Annotated in this window: 30 protein-coding genes; 25 read left to right on the forward strand and 5 right to left on the reverse strand. The window is 70.2% G+C overall.

The window, feature by feature from the left end; all coding sequences use genetic code 11:
- Positions 1–127: 127 nt before the first annotated feature.
- The 15 genes from ACH54P_RS37905 (at position 128) to aroA (ending at position 14,574) form a co-directional block, all read left to right on the forward strand.
- Positions 128–2,101: a M6 family metalloprotease domain-containing protein gene (locus ACH54P_RS37905; protein ID WP_489908095.1), complete on the forward strand. Its 1,974-nt coding sequence runs from the start codon at positions 128–130 to the stop codon at positions 2,099–2,101.
- 360 nt (positions 2,102–2,461) lie between these two features.
- A complete protein-coding gene (locus ACH54P_RS37910) occupies positions 2,462–3,112 on the forward strand; it encodes an L-threonylcarbamoyladenylate synthase (protein ID WP_489908096.1) in 651 nt (216 codons plus the stop codon).
- Positions 3,113–3,186: 74 nt separating this feature from the next.
- A complete protein-coding gene (locus tag ACH54P_RS37915; protein WP_489908097.1) occupies positions 3,187–4,344 on the forward strand; it encodes a glycosyltransferase family 4 protein in 1,158 nt (385 codons plus the stop codon).
- Positions 4,345–4,393: 49 nt separating this feature from the next.
- Complete coding sequence (locus ACH54P_RS37920; RefSeq protein WP_489908098.1) at positions 4,394–4,837, forward strand: Cg1360 family ATP-synthase-associated protein; 444 nt, start codon at positions 4,394–4,396, stop codon at positions 4,835–4,837.
- Positions 4,838–5,380: 543 nt separating this feature from the next.
- Entirely contained in the window at positions 5,381–6,181 is an 801-nt protein-coding gene (gene atpB / locus ACH54P_RS37925; protein WP_489908099.1) for a F0F1 ATP synthase subunit A, read from the forward strand.
- A gap of 55 nt (positions 6,182–6,236) precedes the next feature.
- On the forward strand, positions 6,237–6,494 hold the full coding sequence (locus ACH54P_RS37930) for an ATP synthase subunit c family protein (RefSeq protein ID WP_489908100.1): 258 nt from the start codon (positions 6,237–6,239) through the stop codon (positions 6,492–6,494).
- 31 nt (positions 6,495–6,525) lie between these two features.
- On the forward strand, positions 6,526–7,083 hold the full coding sequence (locus tag ACH54P_RS37935) for a F0F1 ATP synthase subunit B (RefSeq protein WP_489908101.1): 558 nt from the start codon (positions 6,526–6,528) through the stop codon (positions 7,081–7,083).
- Between the two features lie 6 nt (positions 7,084–7,089).
- Positions 7,090–7,914 (forward strand): F0F1 ATP synthase subunit delta, encoded by an 825-nt coding sequence (locus ACH54P_RS37940; RefSeq protein ID WP_489908102.1) that lies wholly within the window; start codon positions 7,090–7,092, stop codon positions 7,912–7,914.
- 57 nt (positions 7,915–7,971) lie between these two features.
- The gene (gene atpA / locus ACH54P_RS37945; RefSeq protein WP_489908103.1) at positions 7,972–9,612 is read left to right on the forward strand and encodes a F0F1 ATP synthase subunit alpha; all 1,641 of its coding nucleotides are present in this window, start codon (positions 7,972–7,974) and stop codon (positions 9,610–9,612) included.
- An 11-nt stretch (positions 9,613–9,623) separates the two neighbouring features.
- Positions 9,624–10,571 (forward strand): F0F1 ATP synthase subunit gamma, encoded by a 948-nt coding sequence (locus ACH54P_RS37950; protein WP_489908104.1) that lies wholly within the window; start codon positions 9,624–9,626, stop codon positions 10,569–10,571.
- Positions 10,571–11,998, forward strand: coding sequence for a F0F1 ATP synthase subunit beta (atpD, locus tag ACH54P_RS37955; RefSeq protein WP_489908105.1), 1,428 nt, complete (start codon positions 10,571–10,573; stop codon positions 11,996–11,998). Before ACH54P_RS37950 ends, atpD begins: the two co-directional genes overlap by 1 nt.
- Positions 11,999–12,112: 114 nt before the next feature.
- Positions 12,113–12,478 carry a F0F1 ATP synthase subunit epsilon gene (locus ACH54P_RS37960; RefSeq protein ID WP_003102658.1) on the forward strand — a complete coding sequence of 122 codons (366 nt, stop codon included), beginning with the start codon at positions 12,113–12,115 and terminating at the stop codon, positions 12,476–12,478.
- A gap of 25 nt (positions 12,479–12,503) precedes the next feature.
- Entirely contained in the window at positions 12,504–12,938 is a 435-nt protein-coding gene (locus tag ACH54P_RS37965) for a DUF2550 domain-containing protein (RefSeq protein ID WP_489908106.1), read from the forward strand.
- 67 nt (positions 12,939–13,005) lie between these two features.
- Positions 13,006–13,326 carry a putative quinol monooxygenase gene (locus ACH54P_RS37970; protein ID WP_489908107.1) on the forward strand — a complete coding sequence of 107 codons (321 nt, stop codon included), beginning with the start codon at positions 13,006–13,008 and terminating at the stop codon, positions 13,324–13,326.
- A gap of 9 nt (positions 13,327–13,335) precedes the next feature.
- Complete coding sequence (gene aroA / locus ACH54P_RS37975; protein ID WP_489908108.1) at positions 13,336–14,574, forward strand: 3-phosphoshikimate 1-carboxyvinyltransferase; 1,239 nt, start codon at positions 13,336–13,338, stop codon at positions 14,572–14,574.
- Here aroA and ACH54P_RS37980 read toward each other — a convergent pair.
- Entirely contained in the window at positions 14,571–15,143 is a 573-nt protein-coding gene (locus tag ACH54P_RS37980) for a cob(I)yrinic acid a,c-diamide adenosyltransferase (RefSeq protein ID WP_489908109.1), read from the reverse strand. The two genes, aroA and ACH54P_RS37980, sit on opposite strands and share 4 nt — an antisense overlap.
- A 61-nt stretch (positions 15,144–15,204) precedes the next feature.
- Between ACH54P_RS37980 and murA the strand changes: the two genes are divergently transcribed.
- Positions 15,205–16,479, forward strand: a complete 1,275-nt coding sequence (murA, locus tag ACH54P_RS37985; RefSeq protein WP_489908110.1) for a UDP-N-acetylglucosamine 1-carboxyvinyltransferase — start codon at positions 15,205–15,207, stop codon at positions 16,477–16,479.
- 1 nt (position 16,480) lies between these two features.
- Here murA and ACH54P_RS37990 read toward each other — a convergent pair whose 3' ends face one another.
- Positions 16,481–17,074 carry a TetR/AcrR family transcriptional regulator gene (locus ACH54P_RS37990; protein WP_489908111.1) on the reverse strand — a complete coding sequence of 198 codons (594 nt, stop codon included), beginning with the start codon at positions 17,072–17,074 and terminating at the stop codon, positions 16,481–16,483.
- Between the two features lie 94 nt (positions 17,075–17,168).
- Here ACH54P_RS37990 and ACH54P_RS37995 point away from each other — a divergent pair, with 94 nt between their 5' ends.
- The 3 genes from ACH54P_RS37995 to ACH54P_RS38005 are packed head-to-tail and all read left to right on the forward strand — an operon-like array spanning position 17,169 to position 19,586.
- Positions 17,169–17,588, forward strand: coding sequence for a nuclear transport factor 2 family protein (locus ACH54P_RS37995; RefSeq protein WP_489908112.1), 420 nt, complete (start codon positions 17,169–17,171; stop codon positions 17,586–17,588).
- A complete protein-coding gene (locus ACH54P_RS38000) occupies positions 17,581–18,399 on the forward strand; it encodes an NmrA family NAD(P)-binding protein (protein ID WP_489908113.1) in 819 nt (272 codons plus the stop codon). The genes ACH54P_RS37995 and ACH54P_RS38000 overlap by 8 nt, the downstream gene beginning before the upstream one ends.
- The gene (locus ACH54P_RS38005) at positions 18,396–19,586 is read left to right on the forward strand and encodes an alpha/beta hydrolase family protein (RefSeq protein WP_489908114.1); all 1,191 of its coding nucleotides are present in this window, start codon (positions 18,396–18,398) and stop codon (positions 19,584–19,586) included. Before ACH54P_RS38000 ends, ACH54P_RS38005 begins: the two co-directional genes overlap by 4 nt.
- Here ACH54P_RS38005 and ACH54P_RS38010 read toward each other — a convergent pair.
- The 3 genes from ACH54P_RS38010 to ACH54P_RS38020 are packed head-to-tail and all read right to left on the reverse strand — an operon-like array spanning position 19,583 to position 21,265.
- Entirely contained in the window at positions 19,583–19,981 is a 399-nt protein-coding gene (locus tag ACH54P_RS38010; protein ID WP_489908115.1) for a LysE family translocator, read from the reverse strand. The genes ACH54P_RS38005 and ACH54P_RS38010 overlap by 4 nt on opposite strands.
- Before the next feature lie 37 nt (positions 19,982–20,018).
- On the reverse strand, positions 20,019–20,642 hold the full coding sequence (locus tag ACH54P_RS38015) for a LysE family translocator (RefSeq protein WP_489908116.1): 624 nt from the start codon (positions 20,640–20,642) through the stop codon (positions 20,019–20,021).
- Positions 20,642–21,265, reverse strand: coding sequence for a LysE family translocator (locus ACH54P_RS38020; RefSeq protein ID WP_489908117.1), 624 nt, complete (start codon positions 21,263–21,265; stop codon positions 20,642–20,644). The genes ACH54P_RS38015 and ACH54P_RS38020 overlap by 1 nt, the downstream gene beginning before the upstream one ends.
- Before the next feature lie 132 nt (positions 21,266–21,397).
- On the opposite strand from ACH54P_RS38020, the gene ACH54P_RS38025 reads away from it, so the two are divergent.
- The 6 genes from ACH54P_RS38025 to ehuD all read left to right on the forward strand — a co-directional run bounded on the left by ACH54P_RS38025 (position 21,398) and on the right by ehuD (position 26,970).
- Positions 21,398–21,907 (forward strand): PH domain-containing protein, encoded by a 510-nt coding sequence (locus ACH54P_RS38025; protein WP_489908118.1) that lies wholly within the window; start codon positions 21,398–21,400, stop codon positions 21,905–21,907.
- A 59-nt stretch (positions 21,908–21,966) separates the two neighbouring features.
- Positions 21,967–22,458: a hypothetical protein gene (locus tag ACH54P_RS38030; RefSeq protein WP_489908119.1), complete on the forward strand. Its 492-nt coding sequence runs from the start codon at positions 21,967–21,969 to the stop codon at positions 22,456–22,458.
- 84 nt (positions 22,459–22,542) lie between these two features.
- On the forward strand, positions 22,543–24,567 hold the full coding sequence (locus ACH54P_RS38035; protein WP_489908120.1) for a protein meaA: 2,025 nt from the start codon (positions 22,543–22,545) through the stop codon (positions 24,565–24,567).
- A 135-nt stretch (positions 24,568–24,702) separates the two neighbouring features.
- Positions 24,703–25,596 carry an ectoine/hydroxyectoine ABC transporter substrate-binding protein EhuB gene (ehuB, locus tag ACH54P_RS38040; RefSeq protein WP_489908121.1) on the forward strand — a complete coding sequence of 298 codons (894 nt, stop codon included), beginning with the start codon at positions 24,703–24,705 and terminating at the stop codon, positions 25,594–25,596.
- Between the two features lie 13 nt (positions 25,597–25,609).
- Positions 25,610–26,317: an ectoine/hydroxyectoine ABC transporter permease subunit EhuC gene (gene ehuC / locus ACH54P_RS38045; RefSeq protein ID WP_489908122.1), complete on the forward strand. Its 708-nt coding sequence runs from the start codon at positions 25,610–25,612 to the stop codon at positions 26,315–26,317.
- Entirely contained in the window at positions 26,314–26,970 is a 657-nt protein-coding gene (gene ehuD / locus ACH54P_RS38050; RefSeq protein WP_489908123.1) for an ectoine/hydroxyectoine ABC transporter permease subunit EhuD, read from the forward strand. Before ehuC ends, ehuD begins: the two co-directional genes overlap by 4 nt.
- Positions 26,971–26,976: the final 6 nt, after the last annotated feature.

A 26,976-nucleotide genomic window follows, 5' to 3' on the forward strand; every position in this document is an offset into this window, starting at 1 on the left:
AGGTCAGACTTTCGTCGTGGGGCAAGCGGGTAAACCTCCCGTCGCGACAGAACTCAGGCACTGCGGCTCAATACGGTCGATCACCGGGAACCACCATCCCCGTGGGTTCCCAGTGAAGGAGCCGCAGATGCGCCCCAGAACCCCGAAAGCGCTCGCCCTGCTCGCCGCGGTCACCGTGCTGACCGGGCTCGGTACGGGCACTGCCGCGGCCGAGCCGCTCACCCGTGGCTGGCCGGCCCCCATCGACACCGCCCAGTGGGAGAACCAGGACCACATGACCTGGTCCGACTACCGCAAGGTGCCCGGCACCAACTGGGCCGATCCCAGCCTCAAGCCCACCCAGCGCACCTTCAAGGGCGCCGTCGTCCTCGCCGACTACCCGGACCAGGACTTCGTCGTCACGCAGCCCGCGCGCTCGACCGTCTTCGGCAACCCCGCCCCCACCGCCGCGGACATCCCGCGCTCCGGCGTCGCGCAGTACTACCAGGACTTCCTCAACAAGCCCGAGGCGCTCAACAACGGCCACACCATCAACGAGTACTGGATGGAGGACTCCGGCGGCCGGTTCGGCGTGCAGCTGACCGCCTTCGGGCCGTACCGGATGCCCGGGCAGTCCTACGAGTACGGCATGGAGTTCCAGCCGAGCGCGTGCCCGCCCGGCGCGAACTGCGACCGCGACATCCGCGAGGACGCCGGGAACGCCTGGCGCGCCGACGTCGGGGACACCGCGAACCAGTTCGACTTCGTCTTCTACCTCTCCGCCGGCCAGGACGAGAGCTCGACCTGGCAGGAGTTCGGCGAGATGAAGTTCGGCACCAAGGAGAACGTCCCCGACGCGTTCGGCCCGCCGAACCACGACCTGCCCAACTACGCCGCCACCCGGTACGTGCCGTGGACGTCGTGGAAGTCCGCCGCCAGCATCTGGCCGAACGCCCAGAACGGCAGCTCGGTGCAGGCCGAAAGCTCCGGCCAGTCGACCTACGCCCACGAGTTCAGCCACATCCTGGGCATCGGCGACAACTACAACAACCCGTTCGGGGTCCCGCCGTCCCGCAGCTACAGCGGGCCGTGGGACATGCTCTCGCGCGGCACGTTCAACGGGCCCGGCGGCCCGCACACGCGCTGGCAGATCCCGGCGACGCAGGGCAGCTCGATGGGCGCCCAGCACCAGCTGCGCAACAAGCTGAAGCTCGGCATCGTCGACCCGGCGGACGTGCTGCAGCTCGACCGCAACGAGCTGGCGAAGACCGGCCCGGTGTCGGCCCGCCTGACCGCGCGGGAGGCCGAGGCGCGGCCCGGCGCGTTCACCGGCCTGAACATCAAGCTCACCGGCGGGGACAAGGCGCCGAAGTGCGACCGCGCCAAGGACCCGTTCTGCGACGGGGGCGGCTACGACAACTACACCGTCGAGGTCGTCGACCGGATGGGCGCGGACTCCTTCGCCCCGGACTCGGGCGTCATGATCACCAAGACGAAGAACAAGGACGACGCCCCCTTCGACTGGGTGATCGACGCCCACCCGGAGGACATCGGCATCACCGACTACACGAAGCCGGACGGGACGCCGGTCAAGATCACCATCGGTGACTACCGGCAGCTCAACGACGCCCTGTTCAAGGCGGGCACCGGCGCGGCGAGCCCGGCCGAGTACACCGACGAGGCGAACCGGCTGCGGTTCCTGATCACCGACCTGGCCCGGGACCGCCAGGGCGTCCTGTCGTACACGGTCACGGTCGCTTCGCTGGACGGCTCGGGCAGCCAGGCGCGCGGCGCCGCGGTCACCCCGGCCGCGCCCGCGTTCGCCCGCGGCGGCCTCGCCACCTGCGACTTCGGCCTGCTCAACACGGGCTCGGCGAAGGGTGCGCAGGCGCCGTACGACACCGATACCTACCGGCTGAGCGCGTCGACGGACGCCCGCGGCTGGGAGGTCCGGCTGCCGAACGAGCTGGCCACCGCGAAGTTCGGCCAGCACGTGAAGGTGCCGGCGTTCGCGAAGCGGGGTGCGGGCGGCGACCTGGCGGCGAGGGTGAAGCTGACGGCGACCTCGGTGAGCGACCCGTCGAAGACCGCGACGGCGAGCTGCACGGCGTTCGGCTTCTGACGCGCGTCCGGCCGGGTCACCGCGCGGTGACCCGGCCGGTCACGGCGGACGGCCCGCCCGGTCGTGATCCGACTTTCGACGAGCACCTGGGCGCGCACCTGCACCGGACGGCTCGGCACGAGCAGCCGCGCGGTGAGCCCGGAGGCCAGGTGGGCCCGTATTCGACGACCGGCGCCGCCGCCAGCCCGGCCGGCGCGTCCCCGATCGGTCTCGGCGGCTTCATCGGCCCGAGGCAGGGCGGTCCACGGGGGACGCCGGTGTTCGCCAGGGCGAGCTCGACCCGGGCCGGAGTTCGCGGGCGAGCCGTGACCTCCCGGGTGTGACGGACCCCGGTCCGGGGCGGGGCTACGCTTGGGCGCCATGAGCGTGGTCTACGACTGCAGCAAGCGGGAGTCCCGGGCCGACGGGCTGGCCGCGGCGGCCGGTGCGGTGCGGTCGAGCAGGCTGGTCGTCCTGCCGACCGACACGGTCTACGGCATCGGTGCCGACGCGTTCGACGCGGGCGCCGTCCAGGCGCTCCTGCGCGCGAAGAACCGCGGCCCGGACATGCCGGTCGGCGTCCTCGTCGGCTCCTGGTCCACTGTGGACGGTTTGGTGCTCGGTGTGCCGCCGCAGGCGCGCGCGCTCATCGAAGCGTTCTGGCCGGGCGACCTGTCCATCGTGCTCCCGCACGCGCCGAGTCTGCAGTGGAACCTCGGCGACGCCCGCGGCACCGTGATGCTGCGGATGCCGCTGCACCCGGTGGCGCTGGAGCTGCTGCGCGACGTCGGCCCGATGGCCGTCTCGAGCGCGAACGTCTCCGGCCGTCCGCCGGCGAGCACCGCGCAGGAGGCGCAGGAACAGCTCGGCGACTCGGTCGCGGTGTACCTCGACGGCGGGTCGAGCGGCGAGCCCGTCGCGTCGACCATCGTGGACCTCACCGGCACCGAGCCGGTGGTGCTGCGCGAAGGCGCCGTGAGCAAGGGAGCCGTCGCGGAGGTGCTCGGTGTGCCCGCGGAATCGCTGGCCTGAAGCCGGATCAAGCGCGATCGCGCGGCACGATAGCGTGTCGCGGGTGACCCCGACCCCGCGAGCGTGACGTACCCGTGCCGCCCACTTCCGGTCTCCTCCCCATCCGGGAATACATCCTCGTCGCGCTGACCGCGACGGCCGTGACCTACCTGCTCACCGGCGTCGTGCGCCGGATCGCCATCCGCGTCGGCGCGATCGCCAACCCGCGAGCCCGCGACGTCCACGTCGCCCCGATCCCGCGGATGGGCGGGATCGGCATCTTCCTCGGCGTCGCGGGCGCGATGGGCCTCGCCCACCAGCTGCCCGCGCTGTCGCACGGCTTCGACGCCTCGTTCGACTCGGTCGGCGTGCTGCTGGCCGCCGGGGTCATCTCGCTGATCGGCGCGCTCGACGACCGGTTCGAGCTGGACGCCTGGACGAAGCTGGCCGGCCAGGTGATGTGCGCCGGGATCCTGGTCATCTTCGGCGTGCAGTGGGTGTCGTTCTGGGTCCCGTGGGGCGGCACCGGCGGCTCGTTCGGCTCGGTGCTGGTGCTCGACAAGAACCAGGGCGCGCTGCTCACCGTGGTGATGGTCGTGGTGATGGTCAACGCGATGAACTTCGTCGACGGCCTCGACGGGCTGGCCGGCGGTCTCGGCTTCATCGCGGCGGCCGCGACGTGCGCGTTCTCCCTCGGCCTGCTCGACAGCTCCGGCGGCGACGTCGGCACCTACCCGCCCGCGCTGATCGCGGCCACGCTCGCCGGCGCGTGTCTGGGGTTCCTCCCGTACAACTTCCAGCCCGCCAAGATCTTCATGGGCGACTCCGGGTCGATGATGATCGGCCTGATGCTGGCCGGTGCGACGACGTCGGCGTCCGGGCGCGTGCCCTACCCGCAGTTCAGCGGCAAGGACGCGATCGCGCTGCTCTCGCCGCTGGTGGTCGTGGCGGCGGTGCTGTTCGTGCCGATGCTGGACCTGATCATGGCGGTCGTCCGGCGCACGCGCCGCGGCGAGAGCCCGTTCGCGGCCGACAAGATGCACCTGCACCACCGGTTGCTCGAGATCGGCCACTCCCAGCGCCGCGCGGTGCTGCTCATCTACTTGTGGGCCGGGATCCTCGCGTTCGGCGCGGTGTCGGTGACGCTGTTCGACGACGCCGCGGCGCTGTGGATCATCGGCGTCGGGCTGGTGTTCGCGGTGGTCGTCTCGATCGTCCCGCGGCTGCGCTCGCGCAACCAGCCCGGAACCTGACCGGCCGGGTTCTCTACACTCGGTGGCTGAACCGAGCAGGGAGCCAGCCGTGAGCGAGACCGAAACCGAAGCGCAGGAGAACCCGCACGCCAAGGTGGTGCTGCAGGCCGCCCGCGCGATGACGAAGGCTTCGCTGCTGGTGACGCCGCCGGCGGTGGTGGTGTGCATCGCGCTGTTCAGCATCCTGAACGGCATGCCCGGGTTCCTGGGCTCGCTGGTCGGCGGGGCGCTGGCGATGCTGGCGTCGCTGTCGACCCTGGGCCTCATGCGGTTCAGCGCGGGCCAGGACCCGATGTTCGTCATGGTGATCGCGCTCGGCGGCTACGTCGTGAAGGTCGTGCTGCTGTTCGGCGCGCTGACGTTGCTGAAGGGCGTCACCGCGCTGCACCCGATGTCGCTCGGGATCACGATGATCGTCGCCATCCTGCTCGCCGCCGCGGCCGAGTTCGCCGCCTTCCGCAAGACCAAGATCCCGACGATCATCCCGTCCTGACGCCGGTCCGTTTTGCCGGGGACGTCCGCTACGGACGGTGAAGCGGCCTGCGGCCACCCGGGTGTGACGGGGACCACGTGCCCGTGCTCACGCGCGGCAACCGGGACCTCGGCGGGACCCCGCCGGGCCTGCCGCCTGCGCCGTTGCCGGACCGGGTCCCGGCCGCGTCCGGACCTGGGTCCCGGGACCACCCGGGACCTAAGTCCTGGGCTGATCGGTTGGTATGGAGTACGCCTGTACGGCACTGATTGACCTGCTGGTATGGTCCGCGTAAGGGTGGCGGCCTCGACCGCACGCTCCCTAAGACGAACCGCGATCAGCAGTGTGGCGACCGTGTAGTTCCGCCTTTCCGCCGCTGGTCCGAAGTAGACCGCAGGGCAGTGTTCACGCGAGACAACCCCGTGTGCAGAACGTGAAGCCGTGTTCATCGCACAGTGGGGCAGCCGCCTCCGGCGTCCCGATACGTATCGGGTACGTTAAGTCCAGATCGTGACGATTCCCCCGGCGGAGTGAACGCCGGCCGGGAGAACCGGAAGGAGCCCAGTGGGCGCGCTGGTACTGACCGAGGGTGGCACCTTTACGCCCCCCGGTGTGGCGGACTTCAACCTCCCGCCTCTCTTCGGCTCCGGGTACTGGGGCAGCTTCACCAAGCCGATGCTGCTCGTGGTGATCTCGCTGGTCATCATCGTCGCCTACTTCATGCTGGCGTCCCGGAAGCTGAAGGTCGTCCCCGGCAAGGGGCAGTTCGTCGCCGAATCGATCTACAACTTCGGCCGCAACAACATCGCGCGGGAACAGATCGGCTCGAAGGACTTCAAGCCGTTCATCCCGCTGATCCTCGGTCTGTTCATCTTCGTACTGGTGAACAACCTGTTCGGGATCATCCCGTTCTTCCAGTTCCCGACGATGGCGCGGATCGGGTTCCCGCTCGCGCTGTCCGTCCTGGTCGTTTATCCGGTGTACCACTACGTCGGGTTCAAGCGCCACGGCTTCGGGGGCTACCTGAAGAAGGAACTGGCGCCGCCGGGCATCCCCGGGTTCGTGCTGCCGCTCTACTCGACCATCGAGTTCGCGCAGAAGTTCTTCATCGCGCCGGCCACGCTCGCCATCCGAGTCTTCTCCGCGATGTTCGCCGGGCACCTCATCATCATGGTGTTCACGCTCGGCGGCAGCTTCCTGCTGACGGAGACCGACGGCTTCGGGCTGAAGCTGGTTTCGCCGGTGGCGTTCATCTTCGCCATTCTGATGACCTTCCTCGAGGCCTTCATCCAGGTGCTGCAGGCCTTCATCTTCGCCCTGCTGTCGGCCGGGTACATCGGCGCCGCACTGGCGTCGGAGCACTGAGAACACAAGCCCCCGATCCACGCGAGCGCGTGGACCGAAGTGAAGGGAAACGCACGTGAGCAACATCGTTCTGGCCCAGGCCGCCGAAGCCGCCAGCAACATCAACCCCGGCCTCGCCGCCATCGGCTACGGCCTGGGCGCGATCGGCCCGGGCATCGGTGTGGGTCTGATCTTCGCGGCCGTCATCAACGGCACCGCGCGTCAGCCGGAGGCGCAGGGCAAGCTGCAGGGCATCGGCTTCTCCACCTTCGTTCTGACCGAGGTGCTCGCCCTGATCGGCATCGTCATCTACTTCATCGCCTCCGCCGCCTGAGTTCGGTTAGCTCATCGCTTAAGGAGACGTTGTGCTGAAGACGGACCTGGTGTTGGCCGCCGAAGAGGCGCCCAACCCGATCATCCCGCACATTCCCGAGGTCATCCTCGGGCTCGTCGCCTTCCTCATCCTGCTGCTGGTCCTCAAGAAGTACGTCGTCCCGCGTTTCGAAGCGGCGTACGAAGAGCGCTCCAAGATGATCGAAGGCGGCATCGAGAAGGCGGAAAAGGCCCAGGCCGAGGCCGAGGAGGCGCTGGCCAAGTACAAGGCGCAGCTGGCCGAGGCCCGGTCCGAAGCCGCGAAGATCCGCGACGACGCCCGGCTCGAAGCCGAGCAGATCAAGGCGGAGCTGCGGGCCGAGGCGGAGGCCGAGTCCCAGCGCATCGTCGCCCAGGGGCAGGCGCAGCTGCAGGCCCAGAAGGCGCAGATCATCGCCGAGCTGCGGGCCGACATGGGCCGCAACGCCGTGGAGCTGGCCAGCCGCATCGTCGGTGAGTCGCTCGAAGACGAGGCGCGCCGTCGTGGCACCGTCGACCGGTTCCTCGCGGAGCTGGAGACCGCCGGTGCCGCTGGTGGAGCGGGGAAGTAGACCAGGATGACGCTGCATGCTGCGAGCCGTGAAGCGCTCGGCCTCGCCGAGGAACGCCTCGGTGAGGTTCTGGCCGACGCGGGAGCCGACGCGGCCACGGTCGGCGACGAGCTGCTCTCGGTTGTCGACCTGCTGGACCGGGAGATCGGCCTGCGCCGGGCGGTGAGCGACGCGTCGACGACGCCGGAGGCCCGCACCGGGCTGGTGCGCCGGCTGTTCGACGGCAAGCTGTCCGAACCGGCCCTGAAGGTGCTCGACGCCGTGGCGGGCAGCCGCTGGTCCAGCCCCCGTGAGCTGACCGACGGGCTCGAGTCGCTCGGTCGCTCGGCCCTGCTCACCTCGGCCGAGAAGACCGGGAACGTCGACACCGTCGAGTCCCAGCTCTTCCAGGTCGCGCGGGTCGTGGCCAACCACCCGGAGCTCGAGACCGCGCTGTCGGACCTGTCCGGTCCCGCCGACGCCAAGCGCACGCTCGTGCGCGGGCTGTTCGCCGACAAGGTGGACGTGGTCACCGAGACCCTCGTCGAGCAGGTCGTCCGCCGGGCCAAGGGCCGCGGCGTCGGCGTCGGGCTCGACAAGCTGGTCAAGCTGGCCGCGGAGCGGCGTCAGCGCTCGGTCGCCTACGTGACCAGCGCGAACGCCCTGTCCGACGAGCAGACCGCCCAGCTGGGCGCGAAGCTCGACGCCATCTACGGGCGGCCGATCGCGCTGCACGTCGAGGTCGACCCGCAGCTCGGCGGCGGGCTCGTCGTCCGCGTCGGCGACGAGGTCATCGACGGGAGCGCGGCGGGTCAGCTGGCGGCGCTGCGCAGGCGGCTGGCCCGGGCATAGCCCCAGGTCACACAAGACTTTGCATACTGGCAAGAACGAAGCGAGAGCGGGAAAGACATGGCCGAGCTGACGATCTCCTCGGATGAGATCCGTAGCGCGATCGAGAACTACGTCTCGAGTTACGCCCCGGACGTGAGCCGGGAAGAAGTTGGCATCGTGGTGGACGCCGGTGACGGCATCGCCCACGTCGAGGGCCTGCCCTCGGCCATGGCCAACGAGCTGCTCGAGTTCCCCGGCGGCGTCCTGGGCGTCGCGCTGAACCTGGACGCGCGCTCCATCGGTGCCGCGATCCTCGGTGACTTCGAAAGCATCGAAGAGGGCCAGCAGGTCAAGCGCACCGGCCAGGTGCTGTCGGTGCCGGTCGGCGACGGCTACCTCGGCCGCGTCGTCAACCCGCTGGGCCAGGCGATCGACGGCCTCGGCGAGATCGAGACCACCGACCGCCGCGCGCTGGAGCTGAAGGCCGCTTCGGTCGTCGAGCGCCAGCCGGTGTCGGAGCCGCTGCAGACCGGCATCACCGCCATCGACGCGATGACCCCGATCGGCCGCGGCCAGCGCCAGCTGATCATCGGTGACCGCAAGACGGGCAAGACCGCCGTCGCGGTGGACACGATCATCAACCAGAAGGCCAACTGGGAGACCGGCGACCCGAAGAAGCAGGTTCGCTGCATCTACGTCGCCGTCGGCCAGAAGGGCTCGACGATCGCCGCCGTGAAGAAGTCCCTCGAGGACGCCGGCGCGCTCGAGTACACCACCATCGTCGCGGCCCCCGCGTCCGACTCGGCCGGCTTCAAGTGGATCGCGCCGTACACCGGCTCGGCCATCGGCCAGCACTGGATGTACGAGGGCAAGCACGTCCTCATCGTGTTCGACGACCTGACCAAGCAGGCCGACGCGTACCGCGCGATCTCCCTGCTGCTGCGTCGCCCGCCGGGCCGCGAGGCGTTCCCCGGCGACGTCTTCTACTTGCACTCCCGTCTCCTCGAGCGGTGCGCGAAGCTCTCGGACGAGCTGGGTGCGGGCTCGCTGACCGGTCTGCCGATCATCGAGACCAAGGCCAACGACGTGTCGGCCTACATCCCGACGAACGTCATCTCGATCACCGACGGCCAGTGCTTCTTCCAGTCGGACCTGTTCAACGCCGGCCAGCGCCCGGCCATCGACGTGGGTATCTCGGTGTCCCGCGTGGGTGGTGCCGCGCAGGTCAAGGCGATGAAGGACGTCGCGGGCTCGCTCCGGATCGACCTGTCGCAGTACCGCGAGCTGGAGGCCTTCGCGGCCTTCGCCTCCGACCTCGACGACGCCTCCAAGGCGCAGCTCGAGCGCGGTGCCCGGCTGTACGAGGTGCTCAAGCAGCCGCAGTACTCGCCGATCCCGGTCGAGGAGCAGGTCCTCACGGTGTACCTGGGCACGAACGGGCACTACGACTCGGTCCCGACCGAGGACGTCCGCCGGTTCAACCACGAGTTCATCGACTCGGCCCGCCGCAAGCACGCCGACCTCATCAAGGGCATCCGCGAGTCGGGCAAGTTCCCGCAGGAGACCCGCGAAGCCGTCGTGGAAGCGGTGAACGAGTTCAAGAAGGAGTTCACCACCTCCGAGGGCAAGTCCCTGGTCGAGGCGGACGCCGACGCGATGGACGCCGACAAGGTCGGGCACGAGACCGTCAAGGTCAACAAGCCCGCCCCGAAGAAGTGAGCTGATAGCTCATGGCCGCACAACTCCGGGAACTCCGGTCGCGCATCAAGGCGACCAAGTCGATCGGCAAGATCACCAAGGCGATGGAGCTCATCGCCACCGCGCGCATCACCAAGGCGCGGGCGAAGGTCGCCGCCTCCCGGCCGTACGCGGACGAGATCACCAAGGTGCTCTCGGCGCTGGCCGGTGCGGCGGCCAACCTCGACCACCCCATGCTGGTCGAGCGCCCGAACCCGAAGCGGGCCGCTGTCCTGGTCGTGACCAGTGACAAGGGCCAGTGCGGTGGCTACAACTCCAACGTGCTGCGCGCGACCGAAGAGCTGCTCGCCCTGCTTCGCGAAGAGGGCAAGGAGCCGGAGGTCTACGTCACCGGCAACAAGGGCCTGAACTACTACCGGTTCCGCGACCGCCCGGTCGTCGACAGCTGGACGGGCTTCTCCGACCAGCCGGGCTACGCCAACGCGGTCGCCGCCGGCGAGGCCCTGGTCGAGTCGTTCATGCTCGGTGCCGACGACGCGGACGGCAACGCCGACGGCATCACGGGTGTCGACGAGATCCACATCGTCTACACCGAGTTCGTGTCGATGCTGACGCAGCGGCCGGTCGCCAAGCGCGTCGCGCCGCTCGAGGTCGAGTACGCGGAAGAGGACGAGGAGCGGAAGCCGGAGCCCGGCGAGCTGCTCCCCAGCTACGAGTTCGAGCCGAGTGCCGACACGCTGCTGGACTCGCTCCTGCCGAAGTACATCAACACGCGCCTCTACGCGGCCTTCCTCGAATCCGCGGCGTCCGAGCTGGCCGCCCGCCGGACCGCGATGAAGGCGGCGTCGGACAACGCGAACGAGCTGGTGGGCAACCTGACGCGGGAGATGAACCAGGCCCGCCAGGCGCAGATCACCCAGGAGATCTCCGAAATCGTCGGTGGCGCGAACGCGCTCACCGCAGCAGGAAGTGATGATTGATGACCAGTACTGAAGCCCCGCGCGCCAAGGGGCGCATCGTGTCGGTGACCGGTCCGGTCGTCGACGTCGAGTTCCCGCGCGGTTCCGTGCCCGACCAGTTCAACGCCCTCAAGGTCGAGATCGAGTTCGAGCAGCTGCGCAAGACGGTGACCCTCGAGGTCGCCAGCCACCTGGGCGACAACCTCGTCCGCACGATCTCGCTCCAGCCGCAGGACGGCCTGGTCCGGGGCGCCGAGGTCACCGACACCGGCGGCCCGATCACCGTCCCGGTCGGCGACAAGGTCAAGGGCCACGTCTACAACGCCCTCGGCGAGTGCCTCGACGAGCCCGGCTACGGCGAGGACCTCGAGCGCTGGGGCATCCACCGCAACCCGCCTTCCTTCGACCAGCTCGAGGGCAAGACGAAGATGCTGGAGACCGGCCTCAAGGTCGTCGACCTGCTGACCCCGTACGTCGAGGGCGGCAAGATCGGCCTGTTCGGCGGGGCCGGCGTCGGCAAGACGGTGCTCATCAAGGAGATGATCACCCGCGTCGCCCGGAACTTCGGTGGTACGTCGGTGTTCGCCGGGGTCGGCGAGCGCACCCGTGAGGGCAACGACCTCTTCCTGGAGATGTCCGAGGACGGCGTCATCAACGACACCGCCCTCGTGTTCGGCCAGATGGACGAGCCGCCGGGCACGCGTATGCGCGTCGCCCTGTCGGCGCTGACCATGGCGGAGTACTTCCGCGACGTCCAGAACCAGGACGTGCTGCTGTTCATCGACAACATCTTCCGGTTCACCCAGGCCGGCTCGGAGGTGTCGACCCTGCTGGGCCGCATGCCGTCCGCCGTGGGTTACCAGCCGACGCTGGCCGACGAGATGGGGCAGCTGCAGGAGCGGATCACCTCGACCCGGGGTCGCTCGATCACCTCGATGCAGGCGATCTACGTCCCCGCGGACGACTACACCGACCCGGCCCCGGCCGCGACGTTCGCCCACCTGGACGCCACCACCGAGCTCTCCCGGTCGGTGTTCCAGAAGGGCATCTTCCCGGCGGTGGACCCGCTGGCGTCGACGTCGACGATCCTCGACCCGGCCATCGTCGGTGAGGACCACTACCGCGTGGCTTCCGAGGTCATCCGGATCCTGCAGAAGTACAAGGAACTGCAGGACATCATCGCGATCCTCGGTATGGACGAGCTGTCGGAAGAGGACAAGCTGACCGTTCAGCGCGCGCGCCGCATCGAGCGGTTCCTGTCGCAGAACATGCTGGTCGCCGAGGCGTTCACGCAGATCCCGGGCTCGACGGTGCCGCTGTCGGAGACCATCGAGTCGTTCGACCGCATCACCAAGGGTGACTTCGACCACTACCCGGAGCAGGCGTTCCTGGGTATCGGTGGCCTCGAGGACCTCGAGAAGAAGTACAAGGAAATCACCAAGAAGTGAGGTCCTGACGACGGCGGGGGCAGTGTCCTATGTGGACTCGGGCCCCCGCCGTTCTCGTAACCCAGGACCGACCTATTACACTCGGTGGTAACACCCCGAGCGAAGGAGTGCTACGTGGCTGAGATGTCCGTGGAGCTGGTGGCCGTCGAGCGCCGTCTCTGGTCGGGTACCGCCACCTTCGTGGTAGCCCAGACGACCGAGGGTGAGATCGGCATCATGGCCGGCCACGAACCCGTGCTCGGGCAGCTCGTCGAGGGTGGCGTGGTCAAGGTGACGACCACCGACGGTGAGACGGTCTGCGCGGCCGTGCACGGCGGGTTCCTCTCCGTGACGGGCACCGGGGTGAGCATCCTCGCGGAGAGCGCCGAGCTTTCCGACGAGATCGACGTAGAAGCGGCGAAGGCGGCCCTGACCGGGGACGACGAGACCGAGCGGGCGAGGGCCTCGGCCCAGCTCCGCGCAGCGGGCCAGTCGGCCTGAGCGCGAGACGGGCAGGAGCCGGGCCGTGAAGATCACCGTGGTCGTAGCAGGGCTCCTGATCGTGCTCGCGGTGCTGGCCGCCTGGTACGGCCAGCGGTGGATCCGGATGCGCCGCGGTGGCGGCGTGAGCGTCGCGCTGCGGTGGCGTCCGGACGACGCGCGGGCGGGCTGGCACCTGGGGCTGGGCCGCTACGAGGGCGACGAGTTCGTCTGGTACCGCGTGTGGAGCCTGCGGACCGGCCCGGACCGCGTCTTCCAGCGGGAGAGCATGCAGATCGCCGACCGGCGCGACCCCTCCGGCAGCGAGGCCTACGCGGTCCCCGAAGGCTCGACGGTGCTGCGCTGCGAGTCGGAGACCCAGGAGGCGATCGAGATCGCCATGGGGCCGGGCGCGCTGACCGGGTTCCTCTCCTGGCTCGAATCCGCCCCGCCCGGGCGACGCCTCCCGCGCGCCTCCTGACGCTGTCTCACCCTGCTGTCTCAAACAGAGACAGCCGAAGGCGTCCCCAAGGCTTACGGTGGGGGCCATGATCCTCATCGTGGTCAAGTGGCCGGTCAAGCCGGAATACGCCGAGTCGTGGCTGGACATCGTCGGGGACTTCACCCGCAGCACCCGCGCCGAGGCGGGCAACAAGTTCTTCGAGTGGTCCCGCAGCGTGGACGACAAGAACACGTACGTGCTGGTCGAGGGCTTCGAAGGGCAGGACGCCGCCGTCGCGCACGTGAGCTCCGAGCACTTCAAGACGGCGGTCGCGACGCTGGGTGCGTACATCTCCGACAACCCGCGGATCATCAACGTCCAGGACGCCTCCGACTGGGGCCCGATGGCCGAGATCGCGCCGCACTAAACTCGCCGTGTGACCCTCGTCGAGATCCCCGGCTCCAAGTCCGTCACCGCCCGAGGCCTGTTCCTGGCCGCCGCCGCGCACGGCACCACGACCCTCGGCCGTCCGCTGCACTCGGACGACACCGAGGGCTTCGCCGAGGGGCTCGTCAAGCTGGGCTACCGGGTCGACCGGCAGCCGGGCGCCTGGACCATCGAGGGCCGTCCGGCGGGCCCGGGGGTGGCGTCGGCGGACGTCTTCTGCCGCGACGGCGCCACGACCGCCCGGTTCCTGCCCGCGCTCGCCGCGGCCGGCACCGGCACGTTCCACTTCGACGCGTCCGACCAGATGCGCCGGCGCCCGCTCGGCCCGCTGACCGACGCTCTGCAGGAGCTGGGCGTCGACCTCACCTTCGAGGGCGAGCCCGGCCACCACCCGCTGACGGTCCGCGCGAACGGCATCAAGGGCGGCGAGCTGACCCTGGACGCGGGCCTGTCGTCCCAGTTCCTGACGGCGTTGCTGCTGGTCGGGCCGCTGACCGCGGAAGGGCTGCGGATCACGGTGACCGATCTCGTGTCGGTGCCGTACGTCGAGATCACGCTGGAGATGATGCGGCGCTTCGGCGTCGACGTCCGCCGCGAGGGCCAGACGTTCGTCGTCCCGCCGCAGCCGTACCAGGCGTGTGAGTACCCGGTGGAGCCGGACGCGTCGACGGCCAGCTACTTCCTGGCCGCGGCGGCGGTCACCGGCCGCACGGTGACCATCCCGGGCCTGGGTTCGGACGCCCTGCAGGGCGACGTCCGGTTCGCGTCGGTGCTGGAGCAGATGGGCGCGCACGTGGAGCTGACACCGGACTCGGTGACGGTCGCGGGCCCGTCCGACGGCCTGCGCGGGGTCACGGTCAACATGCGCGACATCTCGGACACGGTCCCGACGCTGGCGGCGATCGCGCCGTTCGCCTCCGGGCCGGTGCGCATCGAGGACGTCTACAACACGCGCATCAAGGAGTGCGACCGCCTCGACGCGTGCGAGGAGAACCTGCGCGCGATGGGCATCTCGGTCGAGACGGGCCGCGACTGGATCGAAATCCAGCCGGGCGTCCCCTCCGGTGCGCTGGTCAAGTGCCGCCGCGACCACCGGATCGCGATGGCGTTCAGCATTACCGGCCTGCTGGTCGAGAACGTGACGCTGGACGACCCGGAGTGCGTGAAGAAGACGTTCCCCGGCTTCCACCAGGCGCTGGGGTCGCTCCGGCAGAGCTGGGGGATCTAGGGCTGCCCGCCCGGCTGCCACAGCACGTCACCTTCGGGGTTCGCCAGCCTCGCCAAGATGAACAGCAGGTCCGACAGCCGGTTCAGGTACTTGAGCGCCACCGGGTTCGTCGTCTCCGGCTCGGCCTCGTACAGCGCCCACGCGGACCGCTCGGCCCGGCGGGACACCGTCCGGGCCTGGTGCAGGAACGCCGCGCCCGGCGTCCCGCCCGGCAGGATGAACGACGTCAGCTTCGGCAGGCGCTCGTTGAACTCGTCGCACCAGCCCTCGAGCCGCTCGACGTACTTCTCGGTGATCCGCAGGGGCGGGTACGGCGGGTCGTCGGAAATCGGCAGGCACAGGTCCGCGCCGACGTCGAAGAGATCGTTCTGCACCGCGCGCAGGACGTCCGTGACTTCGGCCGGCAGCGCGCCGACCGCGATCGCCAGCCCGAGCACCGAGTTCGTCTCGTCCGTGTCCGCGTACGCGCCCAGCCGCGGGGACGTCTTGGGCACGCGGGACCCGTCGCCGAGGGCGGTCGTGCCGTTGTCGCCGACCTTCGTGTAGACGCGGTTGATGCGAACGACCATGAACCCACCATAGCGGCCCCCGCCCGGGCCGAATCCGGGCGAGAGGGCATGATTGGCGGCCATGAGCGAGCACTTCGACGTGCATGGCGGAGCCCGGCTGGTCGGCGAGGTCGACGTGGTCGGCGCCAAGAACAGCGTGCTGAAGCTGATGGCCGCCGCCCTCCTCGCGGAGGGCACCACGACCATCACGAACTGCCCGCAGATCCTCGACGTCCCGCTGATGGGCGACGTGCTGCGGAGCGTCGGCTGCGAGGTCGTCATCGAGGGCGACACCGCCACCATCACGACGCCGGCCGAGCTGTCGCACCGCGCCGACTCGGCCGCGATGGGCAAGCTGCGCGCGTCCGTCTGCGTGCTGGGGCCGCTGGTCGGCCGGCTGAAGCAGGCCGTCGTGGCGCTGCCGGGCGGCGACGCGATCGGCTCGCGCCCGCTGGACATGCACCAGAACGGCCTGCGCAAGCTGGGCGCGACGAGCACGATCGAGCACGGCTGCGTCGTCGCGAAGGCCGAGACGCTGGTCGGCGCGCAGATCTGGCTGGACTTCCCGAGCGTCGGCGCGACCGAGAACATCCTGATGGCGGCCGTCCTGGCCGAGGGCACCACGGTGATCGACAACTGTGCGCGCGAGCCCGAGATCGTCGACATCTGCACGATGCTCACCGAGATGGGCGCGAAGATCGAGGGCGCCGGGACGTCGACGCTGACCGTGCACGGCGTGGAGCAGCTGCACCCGACCACCCACAGCGTGATCGGCGACCGGATCGTCGGCGCGACCTGGGCGTTCGCCGCCTCGATGACCCGTGGTGACATCACCGTCCGCGGGGTCAACCCGCACCACCTCGACCTGGTGCTCAACAAGCTGCAGCTGGCCGGCGCGGACGTCGAGACGTTCGGCGACAAGGGTTTCCGCGTGGTCCAGCCGGACCGCCCGAAGGCGGTCGACTGGGTGACGCTGCCGTACCCCGGTTTCGCGACCGACCTGCAGCCGTTCGCGGTGGCGCTGTCCGCCGTGTCCGAAGGCACGTCGATGATCACGGAGAACGTCTACGAGGCGCGGTTCCGGTTCATCGAGGAGATGGTCCGCCTGTCCGGCGACGCGCGCACGGACGGCCACCACGCGGTGGTCCGCGGCGTCGAGCGGCTGTCGAGCGCGCCGGTCTGGGCCTCGGACATCCGCGCGGGTGCCGGGCTGGTGCTGGCGGGCCTGTGCGCGGACGGCGTCACCGAGGTCTGGGACGTCTTCCACATCGACCGCGGCTACCCGCACTTCGTGGAGAACCTGAACCGCCTGGGCGCGAACATCAAGCGCGTGGCCGGCGAGCCCGCGCGTACGTGAGTCAGCTGCCCTGCGCGCCCAGTGCGCGCAGGGCGTACTCCACCAGCCGGTCCAGGTAGTCCGGGCCCGCCGGGGCCTGCCGGACCACCAGCCGCCAGTAGATCGGCGCGGCCAGGACGTCCATCGCCATCTCCAGGTCGAGGTCTGCCGGCAGTTCGCCGCGCGTGATCGCGCGGCGCAGCATGGCCTCCGCGCGGTCACGCCGGGGTCCGCCGATGCTCGTGCGCGCGCTTTCGGCCAGCTCCGGGTTCCGCGCGCCCTCCGCGACCAGATCCGGCAGGATCCGTGAGAACAGCGGGTGCGTGAGCCAGTCCAGCACCGCCTGGATCGTCGCGCGCAGGTCGCCGCGCAGTGAACCGGTGTCCTCGACGTCCGCGCGCTGCACGCTGAACTCCGCGACGACCGCGGTGATCATCTCGTGCTTCGACCGCCACCGCCGGTACAGGGCGCTCTTGCCGACGCCGGCGCGCTTCGCCACCGCCTCCATCGACAGCCGCCCGTAGCCCTGGTCGGCGAGCTCGTGCAGGACGGCGTCGGTGATCGCCTGCGTGACCTCGGGCTGGAGGACCGCGGCGCCGGTCGGGGTGCGTGCCATGCGGTGCAGTCTAACGGGTGGACGGAACGGTACCGTCCCGTCTACCCTGACGTCGGGACGGTACCGTATCGTCCAAACGTTCAAGGAGGCTGCGATGCGCGACTTCGTCGACCACGCGCTCGATCTGCTGCTGAAGCACGACATGGCCGGGTTCGCGGGGCTGTGGGCCGAGGACGGCGTCCTCGAGTTCCCCTTCGCCGGCCCGGGCTACCCCAAGCGCGTCGAAGGGCGCGCCGCGATCGCCGAGTACCTGCGCGATTACCCGAACCTGCTCGACATCCGCGAGATCGCCGCGAAGACCGTGCACGAGACGACCGACCCGGCGGTGGTTGTCGTCGAGCTCACGGTCGCCGGGGTTGTCGTGGCTTCGCAGAAGCCGTACGCGCTGTCGTACATCGCCGTGATCACCGTCGAGGACGGCGAAATCCGCCACTACCGCGACTACTGGAGCCCGCTGGCCGCGGCCGAGGTCCTCGGCGGCGTCGACGAGCTGACGGCGGCCTTCGGTGGGTGACGTCCTGGTCCTCGGCGGCACCGGCACCACCGGCCGCCGGGTCGTCGCGGGCCTGCGCGACCGCGGTGTCACGGCACGGGCCGCGACCCGCAAACCCGGCGAACCCGGTCAGGTCCGGTTCGACTGGACCGACCGCGGCACCCACGCCGACGCCCTGCGCGACGTCTCCGCGGTGTACCTGCTGCCGCCGATCGGCGAGGCCGCCCCGGCGGGCCTGGTCGGGCCGTTCCTGGACGACGCCCTGGCCGCGGGCGTCCGCCGGGTCGTGCTGCTCAGCTCGTCGGCCGTCACCGCGGAGACGCCCGGGCTGGGCGAGCTGCAACGGCTGGTGCGCGCGGTGCCCGAGTGGACCGTGCTCCGCCCGTCCTGGTTCATGCAGAACTTCACCGGCGAGCACCTGGTCGCCCAGGGTGTGCGGGACGGCGAGATCGTCACGGCCACCGGTGACGCCCGGATCGCGTTCGTCGACGCCGGCGACATCGCGGCCGTCGCCGTCCGGGCGCTGACCGACGCCGAACCCCACAACACCGAACACGTCCTGACCGGCCCGTCGGCCCTGAGCTACGCCGAAGCCGCTTCGATCATCGCCGCGCACACGGGACGTCCGGTGCGGCACCGCGCGGTGCGCACCGCCGAATTCGCCGCCCGCGTGACCGCGTCCGGGATACCCGCCGAGTTTTCCGCGGTGCTGGCGGCGCTCGACGAGGACATCCGGCGCGGCGCCGAAGACCGCGTCACCCCGGCGGTCGAACAGGTCACCGGCCGGCCCGCCCGCGCGTTCGAAACCTTTGTGGAGGAAGAGATCCGATGAAGCAGCTCCTGTTCGAAGACGACCCGCAGTTCTGGTTCGAGACGGTGCGCCTGTTCGGCCACGCGGCCTACGGCGGCTCGGACTTCGGCGAAGTGCTCGCGGCGGCGTCGAGCGTGACGCCGGGGGACTACGACAGCTGGCACGACGCCTACCGCGCGCTGGCCGACCGGCTGTACGCCGAAGCGGCCGGCGCCGGGCCGGTGACCGCGCGGGATCTGCTGCTGCGCGCGTCGACGTACTACTTCTCGGCGGAGTTCTTCCTGCACGGCGACCCGGCGGACCCGCGGATCGCGGCGGCGTACGACCGCGGCGTCGAGTGCTTCCGCCGGGCGGCCGTCGCGGAACCGGTCGAAATCCCTTACGAGGGCACGGTTTTGCGCGGCTACCTCTACCGCGCGCCGGGCACGGGCCCGAAACCGGTGCTGATCATGCACAGCGGGTTCGACGGCACCGCCGAGGAACTGCACTTCCTGGGCGCGGCGGCGGGCGCCGAGCGCGGCTACCACGTGCTGACGTTCGACGGCCCCGGCCAGCCGAGCGCGATCCGGCGCGAGAAGCTCGTGTTCCGGCCGGACTGGGAGCACGTCGTCACGCCGGTGGTGGACTTCGCGCTCGGGCTCGGCGACGTCGACGCGTCGCGGATCGCGCTGCTCGGCGTCAGCCTCGGCGGCGTGCTCGCCCCGCGCGCGGCGGCGTTCGAGCCTCGCCTGGCGGCGGTGGTCGCCGTCGACGGCGTCTACGACGCGGGCGCCGCCGTGACCGGTTTCCTGCCGTGGGACCGCGCGGAAATCGTCCGCCGCGCCCGGGCCGAGCACGACGAGGAGTTCGACGCGCTGCTCCTCGCGGGACGTCAGGCGAGCCCGACGCTGCGCTGGGCGTGCGACCACGGCCGGTACGTCATGGGCGCGGCGACCGACCGTGAGTTCGTCGCGAAGTACCTGGAGTACACGCTCGAAGGCGGCGTCGCGGAGAAGATCGCGTGCCCGGCGCTGGTCTGCGAAGCAGCGGACGACCTGTTCTTCGGCGGTACGCGGGAAACCGAGCCGCGCCGGTTGTACGCGCACCTGACCGCGCCGAAGACGCTGATGACGTTCACGGCGGAGGAGGGCGCCGACGCCCACTGCCACGTCGGCGCCCAGCGGCTCGCGGCCGGCCGGATCTACGACTGGCTGGACCGGACTCTCTAGGCGTCGGCCGCCAGCGCGGCCCCGAAGCCGAGCAGGGCGGCGCCGGTGACGCCGTCGAGGGTGCGGCGGACCCGGCGCCGCTGCAGCCAGGCGCGGATCCGGCGCACCCCGGCGACGATGACGAGCTGCCACAGCGTGGCGAGCACCCCGACGGTGCCGGCGAGCAGCAGCGACTCGGCGACCGTGGAGCCGGGGGTCAGGAACTGCGGCAGCATCGACAGGTAGAAGACGAGGACCTTCGGGTTGGTGAGGTTGCCGAGGAAGCCTTCCCGCCAGCGCCGCCCGACGCCCAGCGCGGTCAGCACCCCGCCGCGTCGCCCACCGGCGAGCGAGTTCTTGAGCACGAGGGCGGTGTCCGGCCCCGGCACGATCAGCACGAGCACGACGAAAAGCACGTACGCGCCCTATGTTCCCCAGGTCATGATCCCCAGGCTAGGCCTCGAGCGCGAGCGCCGCGCCGAATCCCACCAGCGCGGTGCCCGTGACCCCGTCCAGCACCCGGCGCACCTTCCGCCGCTGCAGCCAGCCCCTGACCCGGTGCACGAACACCAGCAGCAGCACCTGCCACACCAACCCCAGCGCCGCGACCGTGTAGGCCAGCAGCAGCGAGTCGCCGAGGGTCGACGCCGGGGTGAGGAACTGCGGCAGCACCGACAGGTACAGCACGATCACCTTGGGGTTGGTGATGTTGGACAGGAACCCTTCGCGGAACCGGCGGCCGCGGGAGGCGCGAAGACGGCGTACGTCGTCCAGCGCCTCGTAGTTCCCGCGCCACGCCCCGCGCAGCGCCTGCACGCCGAGGAACACCAGATAAGCCGCGCCGAGCCACTTCACCGTCTCGAACACCGGCTGCGACCGCGTGAGCACGGCGCCGAGCCCGAGCGCGGCCGCCGTGCCCTGGAGGAAGTTCGCGACGCTGATGCCGGTGCACGCCCAGCCGCCGCCGCGCGCGCCGCCCGTCAGCGCGTTCTTGAGCACGACCATGGTGTCCGGCCCCGGCATCATGGCCAGGAACGCCATCATCCCGGCGAACGCCAGGTAGGTGCTCCACGTCATCAGGACTCCAGGGCGAGGGCGGCGCCGAACCCGAGCAGCGCGGTGCCGGTGACGCCGTCGAGGGTGCGGCGGACCCGGCGGCGCCCCAGCCACGCCCGCACGCGGTGCACGAACACCAGCAGCACCAGCAGCCACAGGCCGCCGAGCACCGCGACGGTGTACGCCAGCACCAGCGAGTCCCCGATGCCCGACTCGGCCGTCAGGAACTGCGGCAGCACCGACAGGTACAGCACCAGCACCTTCGGGTTGGTGATGTTGGAGAGGAACCCTTCGCGGAACCGCCGGAAGCCCCCGCGCGGACGGCGCTGCGGCTGCTCGACGACGTCGTAGTTCCCGCGGAACGCCCCGCGCAGCGCCTGGAAACCGAGGAAGACGAGGTAGGCCGCGCCGACCCACTTGAGCGCGAGGAACACCGGCTGCGACCGCGCGATGAGGACGCCGAGGCCGAGCGCCGCGGCGCTGCCCTGCACGGCGTTGCCGGTGAAGATGCCGAGCGACGCGAGCAGTCCGCCCCGGAACCCGCCGGACAGCGCGTTCTTCAGCATCACCATCGTGTCCGGGCCCGGCGCGAGCACGATCAGGACGACGATGACCAGGTAACTCCCGTACACACTCCACGTCACGGCTGCCCACGCTAACCGAGGGGGATCGGTCCGGTCTCGCGGATTTCCGTCACACCGTCCGGGCCGGTGATCGGTCGGGTACGGAGGGTGCGGAACTCGGCGGGAGCCACTCCGGCAGAGTAGTGTTCGGCCATGTCAGCAGGGGAAATCGAGCTTCTACCCGGTGAACGCGTGCTCTGGGCGGGAGAACCGGTCCATCGCCCGCTCTACGTCGCCGCGGACGGGGTGATCGCCCCTGCCGGGCTCGTCCTCGCCGTCGCCGCCCTCTGGTTCCTGCTCGCGAAACAGCCCAGTGGCGGCGCCATGGCCGGAGCCGTCGTCGTGCTGGTGATCGGGCTCTACGGCGCTGCCGGCCGCGAAGCCGTCCGGTACCTCGCGCTGGGGCGCACGACGTACGCCGTGACCGACAGCCGGATCATCGCGCGCTCCGGCCTGTTCCGGCAGAAGGAGCGCTCCAGCGAACTGGCCGGCCTGTCCGCGCCGATCCTCAAGCCCGGCCGGTCGGGCACGGGCACGATCACGTTCGGTGAGACGGGGTCGGTGACGCTGATGGGCGTCGGCGAGCCCAAGCGCGTCCGCGACCTGCTCACCAAGGCCATCGACGAGGCCAAGGCCCGCCAAGCGGACCCCTCGGCCGCCTGAGAGGCAACCGGCACGGTCTTCCGGAGCGTCAGCCCGGCAAGAGCGCTGGGGAGGTCGCGGTGGAAGAGCCGATCATCGTCTTGCAGCCGGGTGAGCGGCTGCTGTGGTCGGGGCGCCCGCGACGGGTCGCCCCGGTCGGCTGGGAGTGGTGCCGCCTCGTTGTCGGCTCGATCCTGCTGGCGGTGATCATTTCCCTCGCCGGAGTGCACGTGCTTCCCGTGCTCCTCTGGTTCGTGATCGTCTGGGTACCGGTGCTCGCCCGGCTGTGGACGACGCATCGCGCGGTGTACGCGGTGACCGATCAGCGGGTCGTGGTCGCCGACCGCATCTCGGGCCGCACCCGCAAGTGGATGGACTCGACCACCCCGGCGGTCACCTCGCTCCGCGGCGACGGCGTCGGCACGCTCACCTTCCACCCACTGTTCGAGACGGTGGACATCCTCGGCTTCGGCTTGCCGAAGCAGAACCAACCGCGCCCGATCGCGCTGTTCGCCGTGCCGGAGGCTGAACAGCTCCGCGAGCTGATCGCGCAGGCCCAGGCCGCGGACTGAGTCACCCGGACGTGTCCGATTGCACTGCCACCTCAAGTTACCGGTCGGTACACTCGACGAAACATCCATCGCCGGAGGTGCCCTGTGCCGTACCCAACGGACCGCGAGCGAGACCGACCGTGGGTGATGCGGACCTACGCGGGACACTCCTCCGCGGCCGCGTCGAACGAGCTCTACCGGCGGAACCTCGCGAAGGGGCAGACCGGCCTTTCGGTCGCCTTCGACCTGCCCACCCAGACCGGCTACGACCCGGACCACCAGCTCTCCCGCGGCGAGGTCGGCAAGGTCGGCGTGCCGGTGTCGCACATCGGTGACATGCGGCGGCTCTTCGACGGCATCCCGCTCGCCGAAGCCAACACGTCGATGACGATCAACGCGCCGGCCATGTGGCTGCTCGCGCTGTACGTCTCCGTGGCGCGCGAGCAGGCCGAAGCCGAGGGCCGGGACGTCGACGAGGTGCTCGCGAAGCTCACCGGCACCACGCAGAACGACATCATCAAGGAGTACCTGTCCCGCGGGACCTACATCTTCCCGCCGGGGCCGAGCCTGCGGCTGATCACCGACATGATCGCGTGGACCGTGCACCACGTGCCGAAGTGGAACCCGATCAACATCTGCAGCTACCACCTGCAAGAGGCCGGCGCGACGCCGACGCAGGAGGTCGCGTACGCGCTGTGCACCGCGATCGCCGTGCTCGACGCCGTCCGGGACTCCGGGCAGGTGGACGAGGCCGACATGGCCAAGGTTGTCGCGCGGATCTCGTTCTTCGTCAACGCCGGCGTCCGGTTCGTCGAGGAGATGTCCAAGATGCGCGCGTTCACCGCGCTCTGGGACGAGCTCACGCGGGAGCGTTACGGCGTAACGGATCCGAAGGCGCGCCGGCTGCGCTACGGCGTCCAGGTCAACTCGCTCGGCCTCACCGAGGCCCAGCCGGAGAACAACGTCCAGCGGATCGTGCTGGAGATGCTCGCGGTGTCGCTGTCCCGCGGCGCCCGCGCCCGCGCGATCCAGCTGCCCGCCTGGAACGAGGCACTCGGCCTGCCCCGGCCGTGGGACCAGCAGTGGGCGCTGCGGATGCAGCAGGTGCTCGCGTTCGAGACGGATCTGCTGGAGTACGAGGACATCTTCGACGGCTCGCACGTCATCCAGGCCAAGGTCGACGAGATCATGGCCGGCGCGCGCGAGGAGATCGCCCGCGTGCAGGACCTCGGCGGCGCGGTCGCCGCGGTCGAGAGCGGCTACATGAAGTCGCAGCTGGTCGCCTCCCTGGCCGAGTACCGCCGGGGGATGGAGAACGGCGAGCGGGTCCTGGTCGGCGTCAACAAGTTCGCGACGACCGAGCCGTCACCGCTGCAGGCCGAGGGCGCGAAGGCGATCGAAACGATCGATCCCGCCGTCGAAAAGGCGGCCGTCACCGCGATCGAGGAGTGGCGCACCCAGCGCGACAACGACGCCGTCGAGCGGTCGCTGACGGCGTTGAAGGAACTCGCGCGGACCTCGGAAAACCTCTTCGAGGCCACTGTGGACTGTGCGCGGGCGGGCGTGACCACCGGCGAGTGGTCCGGCGCGCTGCGCGAGGTGTTCGGCGAGTACCGGGCGCCCACCGGTGTTTCCGCGGCCGCGGCGGGCGGCGGGGGCGACCCGGAGATCGAACGCGTCCGGGAGCGCGTCCGCGCCACCGAAGCCGAGCTGGGTGAGCGGCTGCGGATCCTGGTCGGCAAGCCGGGCCTGGACGGGCACTCCAACGGAGCCGAACAGGTCGCCGTCCGGGCGCGCGACGTCGGCTTCGAGGTCGTCTACCAGGGCATCCGGCTGACGCCCGAGCAGATCGTCGCGGCCGCGGTGCAGGAAGGCGTGCACGTCGTGGGGCTTTCGGTGCTCTCCGGCTCGCACCTGGAGGTCGTCCCGCACGTCGTCGACGGCCTGCGCGCCGCGGGTGCGGGTGACGTGCCGGTGATCGTCGGCGGCATCATCCCGCCGGACGACGCGGCGCTGCTGACCGAGCGCGGCATCGCGCGCGTGTTCACGCCGAAGGACTACGAACTCACCGGGATCATGGCCGGGATCGTCGACCTGATCCGCGAACGCCACGGGCTTGCCACGGACTGAACGCGCCCGGACACGGACCGTTCGCCCCGGTCAAGTTCCGGTAACGGCCGTCGGTGAACAATCCTCTCGGCGTGCCCGTTTCCGGTGACCCACCTACGTTCGATCCACGGATGGTGATCGAAACGAGGTGCTGTGATGAAGCACGACGAGTGGTCGCGGCGGCAGCTTTTCCGGCGTTCCGCCCTGCTGGGCGCGGCCGTGCTGGGCGGGCCGGTGCTGCTTTCCGCGTGTACGTCGACGTCTTCCGGTGACGCCCTGCAGGCGGCCAAGGACAGCAAGAAGATCAAGATCGGGATCGCGAACGAATCCCCGTACGGCTTCACCGACCAGAGCGGGAAAGTCACCGGCGAAGCGCCGGAAGTGGCGCGCGCGGTCTTCAAGAACCTGGGGATCGACAACGTCGAAGCCAGCGCCGTCGCCTTCGACCAGCTGATCCCGGCGCTCAACGCGAAGCAGTACGACGTCGTGGCGGCGGGCATGAACATCACGGCGAAACGCTGTGGCCAGGCCGCTTTTTCGATCCCGGACTACTCCGCGCTCACGGCGTTGCTGGTGCCGAAGGGCAATCCGCAGCAGGTGCTGAAGTTCGAGGACATCGCGGCGAAGAAGGTCAAGGTCGCGGTCCTGTCCGCGGCGGTGGAAAAGGGCTACGCGACCGACGCCGGCGTGCCCGAGGACCAGATCGAGACGCTGGACTCGCAGGACAACATGCTCCGCGCCGTCGCCGACGGCCGCGTCTACTGCGCGGCGCTCACCGACATCTCGCTGAAGGACGTGCTGAAGAAGAACCCCGGTGCGGCCGCCGAGGTGACGCCCGGGTTCGACCCGGTCAAGGACGGCAAGCCGGTGATTTCGGCGGGCGGGTTCGTCTTCCGCAGCGGGGACAAGCCGTTGCTGGACGCCTTCAACGCCGAACTCAAGAAACTGCACGACAGCGGGGAATGGACGAAGATCGTCACGCCCTTCGGCTTCACGCAGGCGAACCTGCCGAAGCCGGACGTGACGACCGAGAAACTCTGCGCCGCGTAACGGGACGTGCGTCGTGTCGAACGTGTCGCACATCGTTTCCTCCATCCTGGACGGCCTGGTCGCGACGGCGGAGGCCGCGCTCGGCGGGATCGCCGTGACCGTGGTGCTTTCGCTGGTCGCCGGCCTCGCGCTGCTCTCGCCGCGGTGGCCGGTCCGCGCGGTCGCCCGGGTGTACGTCGAGGTCTTCCGCGGGACGTCGGAGGTCGTCCAGCTGTTCTGGCTGTTCTTCGTGCTGCCGCTGCTCGTCGGGTTCCAGCTGGTCCCGATGTTCGCCGGCATCCTGGTGCTGGGCCTCAACCACGGGGCGTACGGCGCGGAGGTCGTCCGCGGCGCCGTGCGGTCGGTGCCGAAGGAGCAGCACGAAGGTGCTGTCGCGCTGAACCTGTCGCCGGCGCAGCGGATGACGCGGGTGATCCTGCCGCAGGCGTTCGTCGAGCTGCTGCCGCCGTTCAACAACCTGTTCATCCAGCTGCTGAAGAGCACCGCGCTGCTGTCGTTCATCTCCGCGGGCGAGATCGCCGAACGCGGTGAGCTGCTGCGGCCGGTCTTCGGCGCCGACATCGGCTGGATCTACGGCACCGAGCTGGTGCTGTACCTGCTGCTCGCCGTGGTGATCACGACGGGCATGCGGGCGCTGGAGCGGTGGGCGGCGCGGCGGCTCGGCCGGACGCCGTCGGCGCGGCCCGCCCGGGTCCTCACGCAGGCGGGAGGTGCCGGGTGAACTGGGACTGGCAGGCCGCCGCCGACGCGGTCCCGCTGCTGCTGGAGGGGTTGCTGGTCACCGTCGAGCTCACGCTGCTCGGCTCCGCCGTCGCGTACGTCCTGGGACTGGTGCTGGCGCTGCTGCGCCGGTCCGGGATCCCGGTGCTTTCGCAGGCGGTGTGGCTGTTCATCGAGTTCGTCCGAAGCACTCCGCTGCTGATCCAGGTCTTCGTGCTCTACTGGCTGGTGCCGCCGGTCACCGGGTTCAAGATGTCGGCGTTCGTCACCGGGGTCGTGGCGCTCGGCGTGCACTACGCGACCTACACCGCCGAGGTGTACCGGGCCGGCATCGAAGCCGTCCCGAAAGGACAGTGGGAGGCCGCGGTGGCGCTGAACCTGCCGCGGTCGCGGGTGTGGACGGCGGTCGTGCTGCCCCAGGCGGTCCCGCGGGTGCTGCCCGCCCTCGGCAACTACACGATTTCGATGTTCAAGGAAACCCCGCTGCTGCTGGCGATCGGGGTGCTCGACGTGCTCAACCGCGCCAAGGAGGTCGGCGCGGAGACCTTCCGCGTCGTCGAGCCCTACACCCTCGCCGGGGTGCTGTTCCTGCTGGTGAGCCTGCCCGCGTCGCTGCTGGTCCGACGATTGGAACGCCGTGCCGAACGAGTCTGACACCGC

This window comes from Amycolatopsis sp. N2S4-7 (assembly GCF_058119595.1).